The sequence below is a fragment of the Streptomyces sp. NPDC000983 genome (assembly GCF_040299205.1).
In the GTDB taxonomy this organism is placed as follows: Bacteria; Actinomycetota; Actinomycetes; order Streptomycetales; family Streptomycetaceae; genus Streptomyces.
Map to the genome: position 1 here is coordinate 122,511 of NZ_JBEPBM010000017.1, position 18,746 is coordinate 141,256.

Annotated in this window: 18 protein-coding genes; 7 read left to right on the forward strand and 11 right to left on the reverse strand. The window is 72.5% G+C overall.

What is annotated here, in order from left to right:
• Positions 1–24: 24 nt before the first annotated feature.
• The 5 genes from ABT296_RS21040 to ABT296_RS21060 form a co-directional block, all read right to left on the reverse strand.
• A complete protein-coding gene (locus tag ABT296_RS21040; protein ID WP_351929476.1) occupies positions 25–780 on the reverse strand; it encodes an SDR family oxidoreductase in 756 nt (251 codons plus the stop codon).
• Between the two features lie 5 nt (positions 781–785).
• Positions 786–2,570, reverse strand: a complete 1,785-nt coding sequence (locus tag ABT296_RS21045; protein WP_351929478.1) for a glycoside hydrolase family 15 protein — start codon at positions 2,568–2,570, stop codon at positions 786–788.
• Between the two features lie 64 nt (positions 2,571–2,634).
• The gene (locus tag ABT296_RS21050) at positions 2,635–3,429 is read right to left on the reverse strand and encodes an SURF1 family cytochrome oxidase biogenesis protein (protein WP_351929480.1); all 795 of its coding nucleotides are present in this window, start codon (positions 3,427–3,429) and stop codon (positions 2,635–2,637) included.
• A 49-nt stretch (positions 3,430–3,478) separates the two neighbouring features.
• The gene (locus ABT296_RS21055; protein WP_351929482.1) at positions 3,479–3,712 is read right to left on the reverse strand and encodes a metallothionein; all 234 of its coding nucleotides are present in this window, start codon (positions 3,710–3,712) and stop codon (positions 3,479–3,481) included.
• 79 nt (positions 3,713–3,791) lie between these two features.
• Entirely contained in the window at positions 3,792–4,772 is a 981-nt protein-coding gene (locus tag ABT296_RS21060) for a DEDDh family exonuclease (protein ID WP_351929484.1), read from the reverse strand.
• Between the two features lie 159 nt (positions 4,773–4,931).
• Here ABT296_RS21060 and ABT296_RS21065 point away from each other — a divergent pair, with 159 nt between their 5' ends.
• The 4 genes from ABT296_RS21065 to ABT296_RS21080 all read left to right on the forward strand — a co-directional run bounded on the left by ABT296_RS21065 (position 4,932) and on the right by ABT296_RS21080 (position 8,362).
• On the forward strand, positions 4,932–5,642 hold the full coding sequence (locus tag ABT296_RS21065; protein ID WP_351929486.1) for a VIT1/CCC1 transporter family protein: 711 nt from the start codon (positions 4,932–4,934) through the stop codon (positions 5,640–5,642).
• A gap of 118 nt (positions 5,643–5,760) precedes the next feature.
• Entirely contained in the window at positions 5,761–6,621 is an 861-nt protein-coding gene (locus ABT296_RS21070) for a sterol desaturase family protein (RefSeq protein ID WP_351929488.1), read from the forward strand.
• On the forward strand, positions 6,618–7,283 hold the full coding sequence (locus ABT296_RS21075; protein WP_351929490.1) for a lysoplasmalogenase: 666 nt from the start codon (positions 6,618–6,620) through the stop codon (positions 7,281–7,283). The genes ABT296_RS21070 and ABT296_RS21075 overlap by 4 nt, the downstream gene beginning before the upstream one ends.
• Positions 7,284–7,318: 35 nt before the next feature.
• The gene (locus ABT296_RS21080; RefSeq protein ID WP_351929492.1) at positions 7,319–8,362 is read left to right on the forward strand and encodes a zinc-dependent alcohol dehydrogenase family protein; all 1,044 of its coding nucleotides are present in this window, start codon (positions 7,319–7,321) and stop codon (positions 8,360–8,362) included.
• A gap of 200 nt (positions 8,363–8,562) precedes the next feature.
• Here ABT296_RS21080 and ABT296_RS21085 read toward each other — a convergent pair whose 3' ends face one another.
• The 4 genes from ABT296_RS21085 to ABT296_RS21100 form a co-directional block, all read right to left on the reverse strand.
• The gene (locus ABT296_RS21085) at positions 8,563–9,564 is read right to left on the reverse strand and encodes a CopD family protein (RefSeq protein ID WP_351929494.1); all 1,002 of its coding nucleotides are present in this window, start codon (positions 9,562–9,564) and stop codon (positions 8,563–8,565) included.
• Between the two features lie 101 nt (positions 9,565–9,665).
• The gene (locus ABT296_RS21090) at positions 9,666–11,036 is read right to left on the reverse strand and encodes a CoA transferase (protein WP_351929496.1); all 1,371 of its coding nucleotides are present in this window, start codon (positions 11,034–11,036) and stop codon (positions 9,666–9,668) included.
• Positions 11,037–11,200: 164 nt separating this feature from the next.
• Positions 11,201–12,700, reverse strand: a complete 1,500-nt coding sequence (locus tag ABT296_RS21095) for a S8 family peptidase (protein ID WP_351929498.1) — start codon at positions 12,698–12,700, stop codon at positions 11,201–11,203.
• 25 nt (positions 12,701–12,725) lie between these two features.
• Positions 12,726–14,249: a S8 family peptidase gene (locus ABT296_RS21100; protein WP_351929500.1), complete on the reverse strand. Its 1,524-nt coding sequence runs from the start codon at positions 14,247–14,249 to the stop codon at positions 12,726–12,728.
• Between the two features lie 377 nt (positions 14,250–14,626).
• Between ABT296_RS21100 and ABT296_RS21105 the strand changes: the two genes are divergently transcribed.
• The 3 genes from ABT296_RS21105 to moaA all read left to right on the forward strand — a co-directional run bounded on the left by ABT296_RS21105 (position 14,627) and on the right by moaA (position 17,737).
• Positions 14,627–14,983 carry a DUF485 domain-containing protein gene (locus ABT296_RS21105; protein WP_351929502.1) on the forward strand — a complete coding sequence of 119 codons (357 nt, stop codon included), beginning with the start codon at positions 14,627–14,629 and terminating at the stop codon, positions 14,981–14,983.
• Positions 14,980–16,602, forward strand: a complete 1,623-nt coding sequence (locus ABT296_RS21110) for a monocarboxylic acid transporter (protein ID WP_351929504.1) — start codon at positions 14,980–14,982, stop codon at positions 16,600–16,602. Before ABT296_RS21105 ends, ABT296_RS21110 begins: the two co-directional genes overlap by 4 nt.
• 145 nt (positions 16,603–16,747) lie before the next feature.
• Complete coding sequence (gene moaA, locus ABT296_RS21115) at positions 16,748–17,737, forward strand: GTP 3',8-cyclase MoaA (protein WP_351929506.1); 990 nt, start codon at positions 16,748–16,750, stop codon at positions 17,735–17,737.
• A 4-nt stretch (positions 17,738–17,741) separates the two neighbouring features.
• Here moaA and ABT296_RS21120 read toward each other — a convergent pair whose 3' ends face one another.
• Complete coding sequence (locus ABT296_RS21120; protein WP_351929508.1) at positions 17,742–17,960, reverse strand: hypothetical protein; 219 nt, start codon at positions 17,958–17,960, stop codon at positions 17,742–17,744.
• A 215-nt stretch (positions 17,961–18,175) separates the two neighbouring features.
• Entirely contained in the window at positions 18,176–18,574 is a 399-nt protein-coding gene (locus ABT296_RS21125) for a DUF3099 domain-containing protein (protein WP_351929509.1), read from the reverse strand.
• Positions 18,575–18,746 lie beyond the last annotated feature (172 nt).

Consider the following 18,746-nt stretch of genomic DNA (forward strand, 5'->3'; position numbering starts at 1 on the left):
CCGCCGCTCAAGACTCGCCGCCGCTCAGAACCCGTGCCGGCCGCCCCCGTCGACGGGGAGCATGACCCCGGTGAGATAGGAGGCGGCCGGGGAGAGCAGGAAGGCGCCCGCGCGGCCGAACTCCTCCGGCGCCCCGTACCGGCGCAGCGGGATCCGCGTCTCGCTGGCCGCCCGGGTGGCCTCCGGGTCGGCGGACAGCGCGTCCAGCTCCCGCACCCGGTCGGTGTCGATGCGCCCGGGCAGCAGCCCCACGACCCGGATGCCGCGCGGCCCCAGCTCGTCCGAGAGGGACTTGGCGAACCCGGCGAGCCCCGGTCGCAGCCCGTTGGAGATCGTCAGCCCCGGGATCGGCTCGTACACGGAACCCGACAGCACGAACCCGATGACGCCGCCCGACTCCAGTTCCGCCGCGGCCGTGCGGGCCAGCCGGACCGCGCCGAGGAACACCGACTCGAACGCCGTCTGCCACTGCTCGTCGGTGTTGTCGGCGACGAACCCCGGCGCCGGGCCGCCGACGCTGACCAGGACGCCGTCGAAGCGGCCGAAGTGCTCCCGCGCGGCGGCGATCAGCCGTGCGGGGGTCTCCGGGTCGGCGTTGGCGGCGGCGACGCCCACCGCGTTCGGGCCCAGTGCGGCCGCGGCCGTGGTGACGGTCTCCTCGTCCCGCCCGGAGACGATCACTTTGGCGCCGTCGGCGACGAGCTCACGCGCGGTGGCGTTGCCCAGCCCCCGGGTGGCTCCCGTGACGACGTAGACGCGGTCCTTCAGTCCAAGATCCATGGCCCCTATCCTGCATCGTCGGGCCCGAACAGGGCGAGGGCGGTGTTCACCAGGCCGATGTGGCTGAACGCCTGCGGGAAGTTGCCGAGCTGTCGGCCGGCCGTCGCGTCGTACTCCTCGGCCAGCAGGCCGACGTCGTTGCAGAGGCCGACGAGCCGTTCGAACAGCTCCCGGGCCTCCTTGGTGCGGCCCGTCAGATGCAGGGCGTCGGCGAGCCAGAACGAGCAGACCAGGAAGGTGCCCTCACCGCCGGGCAGCCCGTCCACGGGGGACTCCTCGGCGCTGTAGCGGTGCAGGAAGCCGTTGTGCTCCAGCTCGGCGCGGACCGCGTCGACGGTGCCGATCACCCGTGGATCGTCCGGGGGCAGGAAGCCCACGCGGGGGATCAGCAGCAGCGAGGCGTCCAGTTCCCGCGAGCCGTAGAACTGGGTGAAGGTGTTCCGCTCGGGGTCGTAGCCCCGCTCGCACACCTCCCGGTGCACCTCGTCGCGCATCTCGCGCCAGGCGTCCAGGTCCCCGCCCAGCCCCGGATCGTCCTCCAGCGTGCGCACCGCGCGGTCCGCGGCCACCCACGCCATCACCTTGGAGTGCACGAACTGTCTGCGGCCCCCGCGCACCTCCCAGAGCCCTTCGTCGGGCTGCCGCCAGGCCGTGACGAGGAAGTCCATCAGCGCGACCTGGAGGGCCCACATGTGCGCCTGCGACTGCAGGCCCGAACTGCGGGCCAGGGCGAGGGAGTCCATCACCTCGCCGTAGACGTCGAGCTGGAGCTGGTTGACGGCGGCGTTGCCGATCCGCACCGGCTGGGAGTCGGCGTAGCCGGACAGCCAGGGCAACTCGGTCTCGGGCAGGCGGCGTTCGCCCGCCACGCCGTACATGATCTGGAGGTCCGCGGGGTCGCCGGCGACGGCGCGCAGCAGCCAGTTGCGCCAGGACTCGGCCTCCTCCAGGTACCCGGCGGACAGCAGGGCGCCCAGGGTGAGGGTGGAGTCGCGCAGCCAGCAGTAGCGGTAGTCCCAGTTGCGCACGCCCCCGGGCTCCTCGGGGAGCGAGGTGGTGGCCGCGGCCACGATGCCGCCGGTGGGGGAGTAGGTGAGCGCCTTGAGGGTGATCAGGGAGCGGACGACGGCGTCCCGGTGCGGGCCGTCGTAGCGGCAGCGGGACGCCCACGCCTGCCAGTCGGTGACGCTGACGGCCAGCGACTCGTGCGGGTCCAGGAGCGCCGGCCGGGGCTCGTGCGAGGGGTGCCAGGTGAGGACGAACGCCACCGACTCGCCCTCGGAGACGGTGAACTCCGAGTGCGTCGAGTGGTCCTCCCCCCAGGTGCGCACCTCGGGCTCGCTGCGCAGCCACACCGAGTCGGGTCCCGCGACCGCGACCCGGTGGCCGTCGGCGCGCCTTATCCACGGGACGATCGAGCCGTAGTCGAAGCGCAGCCGGAGGGTGCTGCGGACGGTGACCGTGCCGCGCACTCCCTCGATGATCCGGACGATGTCGGGCGCCTTGTCCCGCTGCGGCATCAGGTCGGTGACCCGGACCGCCCCCTCGTCCGTCTCCCACTCGGTGTCGAGCACCAGCGTGTCGGGCCGGTAGGCACGGCGGGTGCACCGGTCCGCGCCGACGGGGGCGATGCGCCAGTGGCCGTTGTCCTCGTCGCCGAGCAGCCGGGCGAAGCAGGCCCCGGAGTCGAACCGGGGCAGGCACAGCCAGTCGACCGATCCGTCGGTGCCGATGAGGGCGACGGTCTGCTCGTCGCCGATGAGCGCGTAGTCCTCGATTGGGGGATGCACGGGGTGCGGGTTCCCGGCGGACGGGACCTGCAATCCGGCCGTCGTGGCAATCCGGCCGTACGGCTCACACCCTGGCGGGTTCGGCCTCCGCCGCCGTCGGTCGGGCCGCCCGCGCCAGCCGGTCGCGCCGCTCGCGCCGGACCAGGACGACCCAGCCGACCGGGACACCGGCGGCGAACAGCCACCACTGGATCGCGTACGCGTAGTTGAGCGCGGCGTCCTCGTCGCCGGGCTCGCCGAGCTGCTGCGGGGTGTCGCCCTCGGGGTCGGGCGAGGTCAGCACGAGGTAGCCGCCGAGGACCTCGGCGTCCAGGCGCCGGGCCTCCCGGGCGCTGTCGATCAGCATGATCTGCCGGTCGGGCAGGCCCTGGAGGTTCTTGATGCCGCTCGCCTCGGTCGTCTCGTCCGGCATCAGCCGGCCGGTGACGGTCAGCTCGCCGGCGGGCGGGGCGGGGACCTCGGGGAACGCGGTCTGGCTGGTCCGGTCGGCCGGGATCCAGCCGCGGTTGACCAGCAGCACCTTGCCGTCGTTCAGCACGAACGGGGTCAGGACGTGGTAGCCGATCTCGTCGTCGCCGTTGGTGCGGCGCCGGACGACGACCTCGTCGTCGGTGTCGAAGCGCCCCTTCGCGGTGACCGTCCGGTACCGCTCGGCGGAGGTGACGGTGTGCCCGGGGGAGGTCAGCCGCTCCACCGGGACCGGGTCGGCGGACAGCGCCGCGGAGACCAGCTGGTTGCGGGCCGTGCGCTCGTCGTAGCGGTGCATCTGCCAGATGCCCAGCCTGATCATCGCGGGGATGAGGAGGAGGGCGGCCAGCGTGAGGATCACCCACTGCCGGGACAACAGGAAGCGGTACACCCCACGACCGTACAACTCGGTCGTGGGGCGCGTTCAGGCGGGTACCGGGTCACACCTTGTCGATGATGCCCACCTTTCCCTCCGCGCGGGCGCAGTGGGCCCCGCAGTACCAGTGGCCCTCGGCCTCGACGCCCTGCCCGATGATCTGGACGCGGCAGTGCTCGCAGACCGGGGCCATGCGGTGGATCGCACAGGCGAAGCAGTCGAATACGTGCACGGCGCCCTGCGCGCGCACTTCGAAGGTCATTCCGTAGTCATTGCCACAAACTTCGCATCTCGCCATGCGCCACAGGGTGGGCCGTCGGCGGGGTGCGGGCGAGCCGGTGGCGGGCGAGTCGCCCGGCAATCACCCATCCGTACGGTCACCGCTCCGCGGCGGGTTCCACATCCCTGAGCAGTTGCCCGAACGCCGCCTCGTCCACCATCGGGGTGCCGAACTGCCGGGCCTTGACCACCTTGGAGGTGCCGGAGTCGGGGTCGTTGGTGACGAGCAGGCTGGTCAGCCGGGAGATGCTGGTGGCCACATGGAGTCCGGCCTCGACCGCGCGGTCCTCCAGGAGGTCCCGCTCCACCGACGTGTCGCCCGAGAAGGCGATCCGCATGCCCTGTTTGAGCCTTTTGCCGTCTTCGTACCGGCCCGGGTTGGGATGCGGGCACGCGGGCCTCTTGCGCGAGGGGCGCCAACTGGTCGGCCGCTGGCCGCCGTACCCGCCCTGCTGTCTCGGTACGGCCCGGTCCGTCCACTCGGTGAGCGGACGGCACTCGTGCAGCGGGAGCCGTACGCCGCCCTCGGCCGCGGCCCGCAGGCTCGGCCGGAACGCCTCCGCCAGCACCCGGGCGTCGTCCAGCGCGTGGTGCGCGCGCTGCTGGACCACGCCGAAGTGCGCGGCCAGCGACTGGAGCTTGTGGTTGGGCAGCGGCAGGCCCAGCTCCTTGGAGAGCGCGATGGTGCACAGCCGCTGGCGCACGGGCGCCTCGCTGCGGGCGCGCGCGTACTCCCGGGCGATCATCTGCCAGTCGAAGACGGCGTTGTGCGCGACCAGCACGCGGTCCGCGAGACGCGCGGAGAACTCCTCGGCGATGTCCGGGAAGAGGGGCGCGCCCTCCAGTGCCTCGCTCGTCAGACCGTGGATCCACACCGGGCCCGGATCGCGCTCGGGGTTGACCAGCGTGTACCAGTGGTCCTCGACCTCGCCGCGCGCGTCCAGCCGGTAGACGGCCGCGGAGATGATCCGGTCGTCCCGGGCCAGGCCGGTGGTCTCCACGTCAACGACCGCGTATCCCTTCGGGTACGCGGCCGGCCACGGTGTGGGGGACGCTGCGGTCGTACGGTCTTCGAGCATGGTCACTGAGGATACGGGCCGCGACTGACAGCGTGGGCCCGTACCCCCGGGCCGTACCCCGTCAGGGGGCCGCCGGCGCCCGTCCGTTCGAGTGCCGGCCGCGGGAGCGGGCCAAGTCCCTTCCCGCAGGGGGCCGCCCGGAATGTCATCCTCCGGGGTGTGACGGAATCTGCGCGGGACGACAGCCACGGCGGAGCGCTCGGGGAACGGCTGAACTGGCTGCGGGCCGCGGTGCTCGGCGCCAACGACGGCATCGTGTCCACCGCCGGTCTGGTGGTCGGGGTGGCGGGCGCCACCGACGAACGGGCCTCCCTGTTCACGGCCGGGATGGCGGGGCTGCTCGCCGGGTCGATGTCGATGGCGGCCGGTGAATACGTCTCCGTCTCCACCCAGCGGGACTCCGAACGGGCCGCACTCGCCGAGGAGAAGCGGGAACTGCGCGAACGGCCCGAGGAGGAGCTCGCGGAGCTGGCCGAACTCCTCGAACGGCGCGGTCTGTCGGCGGACGTCGCCCGGGACGCGGCCGTGCAGCTCACCGAGCGGGACGCGCTGCGGGCCCACGCGCGCGTGGAGCTCGGCATCGACCCGGACCGGCTGACGAACCCCTGGCACGCGGCCTGGGCGAGCTTCCTCGCCTTCACCGCCGGCGCCCTCCTCCCGCTGCTGGCCATCGTCCTGCCCCCGGCCTCCGCCCGGCTGCCCGTCACGGTCTGCTCGGTCCTGGCGGCCCTGGCGCTGACCGGCTTCAGCAGCGCGCGGCTGGGGTCCGCGGCGCCGGGGCGGGCGGTGCTGCGCAACGTGGCCGGCGGCGCGCTGGCCATGGGCGTCACCTACGCGGTGGGCACGCTGCTCGGTGCGGCGGGCGTCTAACAGGGGGTTTGGCCGCACGTCGTTGGCGGAGATCACCAACAAGTAAGCGCGTACCGCTGGTAATACTTGTGAGTAACAACGTCTAGCCGTGGCAGTCCGCCGGTCCTACGGTGCGAACATGCCGAACCTGCCCGATGTCGTGCTCTGGTCGATACCCGCCTTCGTGATCCTCTCCGTGATCGAGATGATCAGCGTCCGCCTCCATCCCGACGAGGACGCGGCGGGCTACGAGAAGAAGGACGCCGCCACCAGCCTCGGCATGGGCCTGGGCAGCCTGTTCTTCGACTTCCTGTGGAAGATCCCCATCGTCGCGATCTACACCGCGGTCTACGAACTCACCCCCCTGCGCGTGCCCGTCCTGCTCTGGACGGTCCCGCTGATGCTCCTCGCGCAGGACTTCTTCTACTACTGGTCCCACCGCGGCCACCACGTCGTACGCATCCTGTGGGCCTGCCACGTCGTGCACCACTCCAGCCGCATGTTCAACCTCACCACCGCGCTGCGCCAGCCCTGGACGTCGCTGACCGTCTGGCCGTTCTACCTGCCCCTCATCGCCTGCGGTGTGCACCCGGCGGCGCTCGCCTTCTGCTCCTCGGTGAACCTCGTCTACCAGTTCTGGATCCACACCGAGCGCATCGACAAGATGCCCCGCTGGTTCGAGTTCGTCCTCAACACGCCCTCCCACCACCGCGTCCACCACGCCTCCCAGGGCGGCTACCTGGACCGGAACTTCGGCGGCATCCTCATCGTCTGGGACCGCCTGTTCGGCTCCTTCGTCGCCGAGACCGAGCGGCCGGTGTTCGGTCTCACCAAGAACATCGACACCCACAACCCGGTCAAGGTCGCCACCCACGAGTACGTCTCCATCGCCAAGGACCTCAGGAAGGCCCGTACTTGGCGCGACCGCGCCGGGCACCTCCTGCGCGGCCCCGGCTGGCAGCCCGCCGCCGAACCCGCCCCCGAGAAGGTGTCGGTGTGAAGGAACCGCGCCCGCTGCTCCTCGCCTTCGCCCTGGCCGCCGCCGTGGACCTGGGCTCCCTCGCGGCCGGCTTCGACACCGGGCACACCGTCGCCAAACCGCTGCTGATGCCGCTGCTCGCCGGATACGCCGCCCTGTCCGGGGCGCCCCGGACGCTCGTCGCCGCCCTGCTGTTCGGCTGGGGCGGCGACCTGGCGCTGCTCTTCGACGCCGAGCCGGCCTTCCTGCTCGGCATGGCCTCCTTCGCCGCCGGGCACGTCTGCTACCTCCTGCTGTTCCGGGCGCCCGGCACCCACCGCCCCTTCCTGCTCGCCGGGTACGCCGTCGCCCTGACCACCACCGTCGCCTCGCTCTGGCCGGACCTCCCCGCCGACCTGCGCATCCCCGTCGCCGGCTACAGCCTGCTGCTCACGGCCATGGCCTACCGGGCGGGCGCCCGCTGCGGCGCGGTCGCCGGAATCGGCGGCGCCCTCTTCCTGCTCTCCGACACCCTCATCGCCGTCGGTGTCGCCGAGTGGCCCGAGCCGCCCCGCCCCGACCTGTGGATCATGCTCACCTATATCGCCGCGCAGTTCCTGCTGGTCACCGGCGCGCTCCGGGCCCTCGCAGCGCGCCCCCACCCGGCGGCGACGTACGGTGAGGTGCGCTCTCCCACCCCTTGAGCGCGACTGCCGACACCGCTGGAGAAGACCTCGTCATGCGCGCCACCACCATTCACGCCCCGTACGACATGCGGGTGGCGGACGTCCCGGACCCCGTCGTCCAGCAGCCCACCGACGCCGTGGTCCAGGTGCTGCGCGCCTGCATCTGCGGCAGCGACCTGTGGGCCTACCGCGGTGAGGCGGCCCGGCAGCCCGGCCAGCGGATCGGGCACGAGTTCCTCGGCGTCGTCGCGGAGACCGGCTCCGAGGTCTCCGGGGTACGGACCGGCGACCTGGTCGTCGCGCCCTTCATGTGGTCCGACGGCGTCTGCGACTACTGCCGCGAGGGCCTGACCACCTCCTGCGAGCACGGCGGCTTCTGGGGCAGCGTCGGTTACGACGGCGGCCAGGGCGAGGCCGTGCGCGTGCCCTTCGCCGACGGCACCCTCGTCCGGCTGCCCAAGGAGGCGGCCTCCGACGAGCGGCTGCTGACCGCCCTGCTGACCCTGTCCGACGTCATGGGCACCGGCCACCACGCCGCCCTCGCCGCGGGCGCCCGGCCCGGCGCCACGGTCGCCGTCGTCGGCGACGGAGCCGTCGGCCTGTGCGCCGTCCTGGCCGCCAAGCGGCTCGGCGCCGAGCGGATCGTCGCGCTCGGCCGCCACCGGGTCCGCACCGACATCGCGCGCCGCTTCGGCGCCACCGACGTCGTCGCCGAGCGCGGGGAGGCCGCCGTCGAGGCCGTCCGCGCCCTCACCCGCGGCCGGGGCGCGCACGCCGTCGTCGAGGCGGTCGGCACCGGGCAGTCCATGAGCACGGCCGTGAACATCACCCGCGACGGCGGCGCCGTCGGCTTCGTCGGAGTGCCGCACGGCAGCGGCACCGGCCTCGACCTCGGCGTCATGTTCGACCGCAACATCGCGCTGCGCGGCGGAGTCGCCCCGGTCCGCGCCTACCTCCCCGAACTGCTGCCCGACGTCCTGAACGGCAGCATCGACCCCTCGCCGGTCTTCGACATGACGGTGGACCTGGAGGACGTACCCGCGGGCTACAAGGCGATGGACGAGCGGACGGCCCTCAAGGTGATGATCACGGCCTGACCCGCCCCGGGACGACGGGCCGGGCCACCGCCCCCTGTGCCGGACCCACGCCCGGTTCCGGGGGTCCGCCTGTCCGGCCGGGGCGGCCGGTCCGTGCGGTCGACCTGGGTCCGGACCGGCGGATCGCCGCCGTGGACGGGGGCTGCGGGTCCGTTCGGCCGGCACCGGGCGGTTTCGGTGGGGCGGCACGCCGGGCGGGGCTACCAGCGGATCGGTACCGGCAGGGCCGTCAGCAGGCCCGATGTCGCCACGACCAGGGCCAGTGCCACGACCTCCGCGCGCGCCGGCACGCAGGCCGTGAGCGGGTCGGTGGCCCGGCGCAACCGGGTCCGCGCCCACAGGGCGAGGGCGGCGACGGCGGCCACCAGCAGCACCTTGGCCAGCAGCACCCGCCCGTACGCGGTCTCCGTCAACTGCTCCAGGACCGTCCCCGGCGGCATCCGGCGCAGCGAGCTGCACACCCCGGTCGCCGTGACGGCGGCGAGCAGGACCACCGCCACGCGCGCGTAGAGCCCGAGCAGGGCCGCGCCCGCCGGGGTGCCGCCCCGCAGACTCCGCAGTACGTGCAGCAGACCGCCCGCCCACAGGGCCGCGCAGGTCAGGTGCAGCAGCGTCAGCCCGGAGCCGATCATCGGGGAGTACTCGGTCGGCGGGTGCGCGCGCAGCGCCTCGGCCACGACGATCGCGGCCAGCGGCCACACCTGGGTGCCGGGCCGCCGCGACAGCGCACACAGGCCCGCCGCGGCGAAGGCGTTGACCTCCAGCAGCGCGAGCTTGCCGTCCCGGGTGGCGTAGAGGCCGCCGACGTCCAGGTCGGAGAGGCTGTCCGGGACGAGGTTCCCGGTCGACACCACCGACGCGAGCCCGAGGGCGGCGAGGAAACCGGCGGTGGCCGCGTGCGGCGCCCAACTGCGGGGCGCGGGCGGGCGGGTGCCGGGTACGGAACGGGCCAGCCGGTTCACGAACAGCTCGCCCACCGGGACGCACAGCGCCGCGAACAGCACCGTCCGCAGCAGCGCGATGCCCCCCGTGCCGGGGGCCTCGGCCTCCCCGGTGCCGTGCAGCGCGGGGGACGGCCCGAGCAGGGGTATCAGCGCCCCGAGGAGCACCAGGAGCAGGACGGCCGCGGCCCCGCCGGTGCCGGGGCGGCGCAGGGGCTCGCCGGAACCGGCCGCCTCCGACGTGGGTCTTGTCAAGGTCACCTCGTGATCTTCACCAGTCGTCCCCGGACCGGGCAAGCGCGGGAGGACGAGCGGCGGGACGTCGTCGCGCCGATGAGTACGCTTTCGGGCTCCGCCACGACTCACGCCCACCGCGCGGGATCGGTTCCGTAGACCCCGGGCGGCCGCGCCCAGTCCGCCGGCCCACCCGTGTGGGCCACCGGCGGCAGGGCGTACCGCAGCCGCCCGAGCGCGCTGTCCCGCTCACGCAGCCAGGGCCCAGGACCGTCGTACGGCGCCGCGCCCGGGGTCTGCGTACCGGTCGCCCCGGTCGTACCGGTCGCCCCGGTCGTCAGCCAGTGCGCGGTCCGCGCCAGCGCCAGCCGTACGACCCTGCCGCCGCCCTCGTCGTACCGCTCGCTCAGGGCCCGCAGCACGCCCGCCGCCAGCAGGTACCCGGTGCCGTGGTCGAGGGCCTGCGCGGGCAGCGCCCCCGGCGCGTCCGGCGCCCCTTCCGTGAGGGAGATCCCGGTCGCGGCCTGCACCAGGCTGTCGAAGCCCCGCCGCTCGCCCCACGGCCCGTACGCACCCCACGCCGACACTTGCGCCACGACCACCCCGGGCCGCCGCTCGGCCAGCGCCTCCGGGGCCAGCCCGAACCGGTCCAGGGCGCCCGGCCGGTACCCGGTGACGACCACGTCGGCCGACGCCAGCAGTTCCTCGAAGGTCCGCCGGTCCGTACCGAGGTCGAGGACCGCGGAGCGCTTCCCGAACCCCGTGTCGGCGTGCTGGTCGGGCAGTTCGGGGTGGCGCGGCGGGTCCAGCCGCAGCACGTCCGCGCCCAGCAGGGCGAGGGTGCGGGTGGCGACGGGCCCCGCGAGGACCCGGGTGAGGTCCAGGACGCGCACCCCCTCCAGCGGGAGGCCCGCACCGGCGGCCGGAAGGGCACGCCCGCGTGCCGAGTCCAGCCGCTCCCGCTCCACCAGCGGCCGCAGAGCCACCTCGCCCGCCTGCGGATGCCGCGCCCACTCCTCGGCCGAGCGCACGGCGACGGCGAGCCCGCCGGCCGCGTACACCGCCTCCTCGACCTCCAGGGCCGGCCGCTCGGCGAGCACGGCTTCGAGCCGCTCCGCGGGACCCAGCGCCGTCAGCAGCCGCTCCCCGTGGTGCGGATAGTTGGCATGGGTCCGCACCCACCCGTCCGCGGTCCGCCAGAACCGCGACAGCCGGGCGAAACCGACCGGCGCCCGCCCGTCGACCAGCAGATGCCGCTCGCTCACGAACGCCGTGGCTACGGCCCCGTCGTCCACCCGCACACCGGGCACCGCGGCGAGCCCGGCCCGCCGCGCCCCCAGCTCCGCGGCCGCCAGCGCGCACGCGCCCACACAGGCGCGGGCCAGCCCCCGCACCGGCAGCCGGGACGCCAGCGCGCCCCCGCGCGCCACGACGGCCACCCGCGACAGCAGCCCGGGGTCACCACCCACCGCCGTCCAGGCGTACTCGATGTCGTTCATGACTGCACTATGCGCCATCGCCCGGCTCCGTACGAGAGCCGGCCGGCACCACGGCCGACAGGCCGGCACGACCACCGACCCGCCCGCCCGCCACGCACGCGTGCCGGGGCCCGGGGATCCGCTCCCCGCCCCGGCACGCGCGCCGAACCGCTACCGCGGTACCGCTACTTCGTCACCGCGTCCAGCGCGTCCGCCGTGCCCCAGCCGTAGAAGCCGTTGCGGTACTTGGAGCCCTCGCACACCGCGTCGACCGTGCCGTCGCCGTCGATGTCGTACGGCTCCGTGCACGCCGTGGCGTCGGCCTGTGCGTACAGCAGCGCCTTCACCAGGGCCGGCGGGGCCTTCGGGTGCGTCGACTTGATCAGCGCGGCGACACCCGCGACATGCGGGGACGCCATCGACGTACCGGCCATGTAGCCCCACTTGCCGCCCGGCAGCGTGCCGAGGATCAGGCCGCTGGTGGCCGGCGGGGCCGGGGTCTGGAAGCGGGTCGAGTCGCCGCCGGGCGCGGCGATGTCGACGACGCCCAGGCCGTGGTTGGAGAACGACGACTTGATGCCCTTCGCGCCGGTCGAGGCGACCGTCACCACACCCGGCAGCTGCGTCGGTATGTCCAGGCACTCGGAGGGGTCGACCACCCGGTCCGAGGGCGTCGCGTCGTTCGGGGACACCGGGTCGGTGATCTCGTCCGCCGCGAGGTCGTAGTTCTCGTTGCCGGCCGCGGCGACGTTGACCGCGCCCTTCTTCTCCGCGTACCGCGACGCCCGGGAGACGGCCTCGACGAGCGCGGCCTGGTCCGGGTCGTTCTTGCAGTTGAAGTACCAGGGGTCGGTGTAATAGCTGTTGTTCGTCACGTCGACGCCGTGCTCGGCCGCCCACACGAAGCCGCACACCACGGCCTCGGTGTAGAAGTATCCGGCGGTCGTGGACACCTTGATGCCGGAGACCTTCACCCCGGGCGCGACACCGGTCATGCCGATGCCGTTCTTGGCGGCCGCGATCTCACCGGCGACGTGCGTGCCGTGCGCGCTCTCCGTCGGGCCGGGCCGCCAGGCGCCCTCGGTGGTGTCCGGCTTGCCCGTCACACAGTTCACCGAGGCGTCGCGGTCGAAGTTGGCCGCGAGGTCGGGGTGGGTGTCGTCCACGCCGGTGTCGATGACGGCGACGGTGACCTTGCTGCTGCCGAGCGACTTCTCGTGCGCCCGGTCCGCCTTGATGGCGGGCAGGTCCCACTGGAGCGGCTGCAACGGGTCCTGGCCCTCGGCCGCCTCGACGGCGGCGGCCTCGGCCGCGCTGAGCACCCTCGGGGTGCCGACCTCCGTCGTCGACTGCGCGGGCAGCGGCGCGTTGCGGGTGTTGCCGGCCGAGTCCACGCCGGGCACCTTGCGCAGCGTCTTGGCGAAGTCGGGATTGGCCGAGTGGACCACGACCACGCCGATCCGGTCGTACGACGTGACGATCGTGCCGCCCGCCGCGGCGATGGCCCGCTCCACCCGGGACGAAGGACCGTGCCCGGGGCCGACGTTGACGACGTAGCTGAGCGCGGTGGCCTCCTCGGCCTCGGCGGCCGCCGAGACGTTGGGCAGCAGGGCCAGTGCCGTCGCCACGGCCATCCCCGCGGGGACGGCCACCAGGCGGCGGGAGCGCGAGATGTGCGCTGTCATGGTGTCAATCTCTCCTGTCCGAATATCACTTGACCGCGCGCAGCGCGTTGACGATGCCGTACCCGTAGAAGCCGTTCACGCGCGTGCCGCCCTCGCACGTCGCGTCCTGCGTGCCGTCGCCGTTCTGGTCGTAGGACTCCGGGCAGCCCGGGTTGTCCGCCTGCGCCTTCAGCAGCGCCTGGAGCGCGGCCGGACCCGCCCACGGGTGCTTCGACTTCAGCAGCGCGGCCACACCGGCGGCGTGCGGCGAGGCCATCGACGTGCCCTGGAGGAAGGCGTACTGCCCGTTCGGCATGGTGGACAGGATGCGGCCGTTCTTCGACGGCGTGTCGGGTATCTGGTACAGCCGGTCGCCACCCGGCGCCGCCACGTCCACGACACCCTTGCCGTACGAGGAGTAGTACGACTTCAGGTTCTGCACGCCCGTCGCGCTGACCGTGACGATGCCCGGGAGCTGCGTGGGGACGTCGTAGCACTCGTGCGGGTCGATCGTGCGCTCCACCGGGGTGGAGTCGTCGGGGCTGGTGGCGTCGACGATGGCGTCCGAGTCCAGGTCGTGGTTGGAGTTGCCCGCCGAGGCCAGGTGCAGCGTGCCCTTCCTCTGCGCGTACAGCTGCGCCCTGTTGACCGCGTCCACGATGGCCCGCTGGTCGGGGTCGTCCATGCAGTTGTAGAGCCACGGGTCCACGTAGTAGCTGTTGTTCGTGATCTCCACACCGTGGTCGGCGGCGAACACGAAGGCGCACACCACGCTCTCCGGGTAGAACAGACCGTTGTCCGGGTCGCTCACCTTGATGCCGGAGACCTTCACACCCGGCGCGACACCCGCGACCCCGATGCCGTTGCGGGCGGCGGCGATCTCACCCGCCACATGCGTGCCGTGGTAGTCGTCGGCCGTGTACGGCCGCCAGGCGCCCTCGCTGGTGTCCGCGACCCCGCCCACGCAGTTGGCCGACTGGGACTTGGAGAAGTTCGGCGCCAGGTCCGGGTGGGTGTCGTCGACGCCGGTGTCGATCACGGCGACGGTCACCCTGGCGCTACCGGGGTTGATCTTCGCCGCCTTGTCGGCGCCGATCGCGCGCAGGTCCCACTGGTCGGCCTCGAGGGGCTCGCTGTCCGGTGCGGCGGCGCTCGCGGCCTTCGCGGCCTGGGCGTCGGTCAGGAACTCGGCGGCGCCCTGGTCGGTGGTGCCCGCCGCGGTCAGCGGTGCCGTACGCGTCGCACCCGCCGACTGCACCCCGCGCACCGCGCGCAGCTGCTTGCCGAACTCGGGGTTGGCCGAGTGGGCGACGATCACACCGATCCTGTCGTACGACGCCACGACCGTTCCCTGGGCCGCGGCGACGGCCTTCTTCACCGACTCGAGGGTCCGGCGGTCCGTCTTCGTGTTCACCACGTACGCCAGCTTCGGCGCGTCCGCCGCCTGCGCGGTGGTCTCCGCGACCGGGGCGGCGGTCGCCGCGGTCGGCAGGAAGCCGAGCGAGGCGGTCAGTGAGAGCACGACGGGGACGGCCAGGGCGAGCCGGCGTCTTGAAGGCAGATGAGCCATGGGATCTCCACATCATCCAAAACGAAACTGCCCGAGACACAGATGGTGCTCGGGCAGGTACATGACGGGCGTGCAGGGTGAAACTATCTCCCCGCCTCGCTGGCCAGCAATGACCTTCGGGAAGTCAGTTCGGAAAGAAGTGATCGGTGTTGAACCGGTTCTCGCGTGGCGCCGTGACGTTGGACAGGAGGCCCGAGCACGATCGAGCCCCCTGTCGGATCACGCCCCGGGGCACGCTCCCCGCACCCGGACCGTGCGATCCACGTCACTGTGAGGTCTGAGCCGCCATGTCCGTCGTTCCCAGCCCGTCCCCCACGCCCGAACCGAACCCGTCCCCGTCCACTGTCGCGACAGCGCCCGCAACGCGAGGAGACTCCGTGGCCACCGACACACCGCCCCCCTCGAAAGAGCAGCATCAACTCCCCAGTACCGAGGAGTACACCGAGGTGCAGGAGAGCGCGGAGTTCGGTGAACTGCGCCGCGCCTACCGCTCCTTCGCCTTCCCGCTGACCATCGGCTTCATCGTCTGGTACCTGCTCTACGTCCTGCTGTCGAACTACGCGGGCGGCTTCATGGGCACCGAGCTGTTCGGCAACATCAACGTGGCCCTCGTCCTCGGCCTCGCCCAGTTCCTCACCACCTTCCTCATCGCCTGGTGGTACGCGCGGCACGCCGCCACCCACCTCGACCCCAAGGCAGAGGCGATCAAGTCCCGGATGGAGGGCGGCGCATGAGCTCCGCGCACATGGTCCTCGCGGCCGACGCCGCCAGCGAGCACCGCACCCTGATCATCAGCCTGTTCGGTGTCTTCGTCGTCGCGACCCTCGTCATCACCGTGTGGGCGGGCCGGCAGACCAAGGACGCCGCCGACTTCTACGCGGGCGGCCGCCAGTTCACCGGCTTCCAGAACGGCCTCGCCGTCTCCGGCGACTACATGTCCGCCGCGTCCTTCCTCGGCATCGCGGGCGCCATCGCCCTCTTCGGCTACGACGGCTTCCTGTACTCCATCGGCTTCCTGGTCGCCTGGCTCGTCGCCCTGCTGCTGGTCGCCGAGCCACTGCGCAACTCCGGTCGCTACACGATGGGCGACGTCCTCGCCTACCGGATGCGCCAGCGCCCGGTCCGCACCGCGGCCGGCACCTCCACCATCGTGGTGTCGATCTTCTACCTGCTGGCCCAGATGGCCGGCGCGGGCGTCCTGGTCTCGCTGCTGCTCGGCATCAGCAGCGACGCCGGCAAGATCGGCATCGTCGCCCTGGTCGGCATCCTGATGATCATGTACGTCAGCATCGGCGGCATGAAGGGCACCACCTGGGTCCAGATGGTCAAGGCCGTCCTGCTGATGACCGGCGCCCTGCTGCTGACCTTCCTGGTGCTGCTGAAGTTCGACTTCAACGTCTCCGACCTGCTCGGCACCGCCGCCGACCAGAGCGGCCACGGCGCGGCCTTCCTGGAGCCCGGCCTGAAGTACGGCGCCACCGGCACCACCAAGCTGGACTTCATCTCCCTCGGCATCGCCCTGATCCTGGGCACCGCCGGCCTGCCGCACATCCTGATCCGCTTCTACACCGTGCCCACCGCCAAGGCCGCCCGGAAGTCCGTGATCTGGGCCATCGGCCTCATCGGCTCCTTCTACCTGATGACCCTGGCGCTCGGCTTCGGTGCCGCCGCGCTGATCACCCCGGAGGAGATCACCACCTCCAACAAGGCCGGCAACACGGCCGCACCCCTGCTGGCGCTGCATCTCGGCGGCGTCGACTCCACCTGGGGCGCCATCCTGCTGGCCACCATCTCCGCCGTCGCCTTCGCGACGATCCTCGCGGTGGTCGCCGGCCTCACGCTCGCCTCCTCGTCGTCCTTCGCGCACGACATCTACGCCAACGTCATCCGCAAGGGCGAGGCCACCGAGAAGGAGGAGGTCCGCGCCGCCCGCTGGGCGACCGTCGGGATCGGCGTCGTCTCCATCGGCCTCGGCGCCCTGGCCCGCGACCTGAACGTGGCCGGCCTGGTCGCGCTCGCCTTCGCGGTCGCCGCCTCCGCCAACCTGCCGACGATCCTCTACAGCCTCTTCTGGAAGCGGTTCACCACCCAGGGCGCCCTGTGGTCGATCTACGGCGGTCTGACCACCGCGGTCGGCCTGGTGCTGTTCTCGCCGGTCGTCTCCGGCAAGCCCAGCTCGATGTTCCCCGACGTCGACTTCCACTGGTTCCCGCTGGAGAACCCCGGCATCATCTCGATCCCGGTCGGCTTCCTGCTCGGCATCATCGGCACCTACCTGTCGAAGGAGGAGCCGGACAAGGGCAAGTACGCCGAGCTGGAGGTCCGGTCCCTGACCGGCACCGGCGCCCACTGAGCACCCCCCGAAGCGGCCGCGTCGTAGGGATCTACGACGCGGCCGCGTCTTACCTCGTGGGATCGGGCCCTGTCGATGTCAGTGGGGTCACGTAGGCTCGCAGATGACGGAAACAGAGTGCTCCGCGACACGGGAGGGGGCCCACGTGCTCATCGACACCTACGGCCGAGTGGCCACCGACCTGAGAGTGTCGCTGACCGACCGGTGCAATCTGCGCTGCACCTACTGCATGCCCGAGGAGGGCCTGCAGTGGCTGGCCAAGCCCGACCTGCTCACGGACGACGAGATCGTCCGCCTGATCGACATCGCGGTCACCTCCCTCGGTGTCGAGGAGGTCCGCTTCACCGGCGGTGAGCCCCTGCTCCGCCCCGGCCTGGTCGGCATCGTCGAGCGCGTCGCCGCCCTCACGCCCCGCCCCCAGATGTCGCTGACCACCAACGGCATCGGTCTCAGGCGCACCGCCGCCGCCCTGAAGGCCGCGGGCCTGGACCGGGTGAACGTCTCCCTGGACACCCTGCGCCCGGACGTCTTCAAGACCCTCACCCGGCGCGACCGGCACAAGGACGTCATCGAGGGCCTGGAGGCCGCCCGCGCCGCGGGCCTGACCCCCGTCAAGGTCAACTCGGTGCTGATGCCGGGCCTGAACGAGGACGAGGCCCCCGACCTCCTCGCCTGGGCCGTCGAGCACGACTACGAACTGCGGTTCATCGAGCAGATGCCGCTGGACGCCCAGCACGGCTGGAAGCGCGACGGGATGATCACCGCCGGCGACATCCTGGCCTCCCTGCGCACCCGGTTCACGCTGACCGAGGAGGGCTCCCAGGAGCGGGGCTCCGCCCCGGCCGAGCGCTGGCTGGTGGACGGCGGCCCGCACCGCGTCGGGGTCATCGCCTCGGTCACCCGCCCGTTCTGCGCCGCCTGCGACCGCACCCGGCTCACCGCCGACGGCCAGGTCCGCACCTGCCTCTTCGCCCGCGAGGAGACCGATCTGCGCGCTGCCCTGCGCTCGGGCGCCCCGGACGAGGAGATAGCCCGTATCTGGCGCCTGGCGATGTGGGGCAAGAAGGCGGGAGCGGGCCTCGACGACCCGAGCTTCGTCCAGCCGGACCGCCCGATGTCCGCCATCGGCGGCTGAAACTCTACGGTTCGGCCGGCGCTTCCCACTCCGAGAAGCGCACGACGTCCTTCAGGAAGCCCCGCACCCCCAGGAACTGCGACAGATGCTCCCGGTGCTCGTCACAGGCGAGCCAGGTCTTCCGCCGCTCCGGAGTGTGGATCTTGGGATTGTTCCAGGCCAGCACCCATACGGCGGTGGCCCGGCAGCCCTTGGCGGAACAGATCGGCGTCTCGTCACTCACGGGATTCGTCTCACAGGGTCCGGAAAAAAGGCGACGCCGAGCAGCCACGGGGGGAGCTGCCCGGCGTCGGTCCGTCGCTCCGACGGGGGATGCGGAGCGCCTACGAAGTATGTCATGGGTCACCCGCCGCCCGGCACCTGAACAACAGTATTGTTCCTGAGCTTTTCTTGAGCTTGGCGCATGAACGGATTCCGCTTCCGGGCGTCCCGCCAAGGTCATTTCCGGTCATGTACGGCGCCCTCGGCGGCGCCCGCCGAATCGCCGGCCGCGTCCTCCGGAGCGCGTTCCGCCGACGGCGCCTCGGCCGCCGGTCCCATGATCATCGGACGGCTCGGGGCACCGACGAAAGTGGAGGGCAGCCCGGGCGCGTTCTCCCGTCCGGCGTTGGCGACGACCACCGCGATGTACGGCAGGACGGCACCGAGCACCAGCGCCACCACGGCCACATGCCGTTCGACGTTCCACAAGGTCGCCGCGAGGATCACCGACAGCGTGCGGATCGACATCGAGATGATGTACCGCCGCTCGCGGCCCCGTACGTCCTCCTGGAGGCCCGTCCGCGCCCCGGTGATCCGGAACACCTGGGCGTTGCCCCCGCCGTGCAGCTTCCGCATCACATTCCACCATCCGCCCGCATCGGGTTCTCCCCTGCCCGCACCCCCACCGCCCCCGGTCGGGGGGCCGGGCCCGGACACCTCCACGGTACGCCCGGCCTGCGCCGCCTACGAGGGCGGGGCACCTTCCGTACAGGTGAACGACCTCCGATGTCCCGCGTACGGACCCACC

Bases quoted from the DNA above. Each gene is read 5' to 3' on its own strand.
- ABT296_RS21070 (WP_351929488.1), top strand. From the start codon at position 5,761: ATGCCGAACCTGCCCGATGTCGTGCTCTGGTCGATACCCGCCTTCGTG.
- ABT296_RS21060 (WP_351929484.1), bottom strand. From the start codon at position 4,772: ATGCTCGAAGACCGTACGACCGCAGCGTCCCCCACACCGTGGCCGGCC.
- ABT296_RS21055 (WP_351929482.1), bottom strand. From the start codon at position 3,712: ATGGCGAGATGCGAAGTTTGTGGCAATGACTACGGAATGACCTTCGAA.
- ABT296_RS21095 (WP_351929498.1), bottom strand. From the start codon at position 12,700: ATGACAGCGCACATCTCGCGCTCCCGCCGCCTGGTGGCCGTCCCCGCG.
- ABT296_RS21080 (WP_351929492.1), top strand. From the start codon at position 7,319: ATGCGCGCCACCACCATTCACGCCCCGTACGACATGCGGGTGGCGGAC.
- ABT296_RS21040 (WP_351929476.1), bottom strand. From the start codon at position 780: ATGGATCTTGGACTGAAGGACCGCGTCTACGTCGTCACGGGAGCCACC.
- ABT296_RS21110 (WP_351929504.1), top strand. From the start codon at position 14,980: ATGAGCTCCGCGCACATGGTCCTCGCGGCCGACGCCGCCAGCGAGCAC.
- ABT296_RS21090 (WP_351929496.1), bottom strand. From the start codon at position 11,036: ATGAACGACATCGAGTACGCCTGGACGGCGGTGGGTGGTGACCCCGGG.
- ABT296_RS21100 (WP_351929500.1), bottom strand. From the start codon at position 14,249: ATGGCTCATCTGCCTTCAAGACGCCGGCTCGCCCTGGCCGTCCCCGTC.
- ABT296_RS21125 (WP_351929509.1), bottom strand. From the start codon at position 18,574: ATGCGGAAGCTGCACGGCGGGGGCAACGCCCAGGTGTTCCGGATCACC.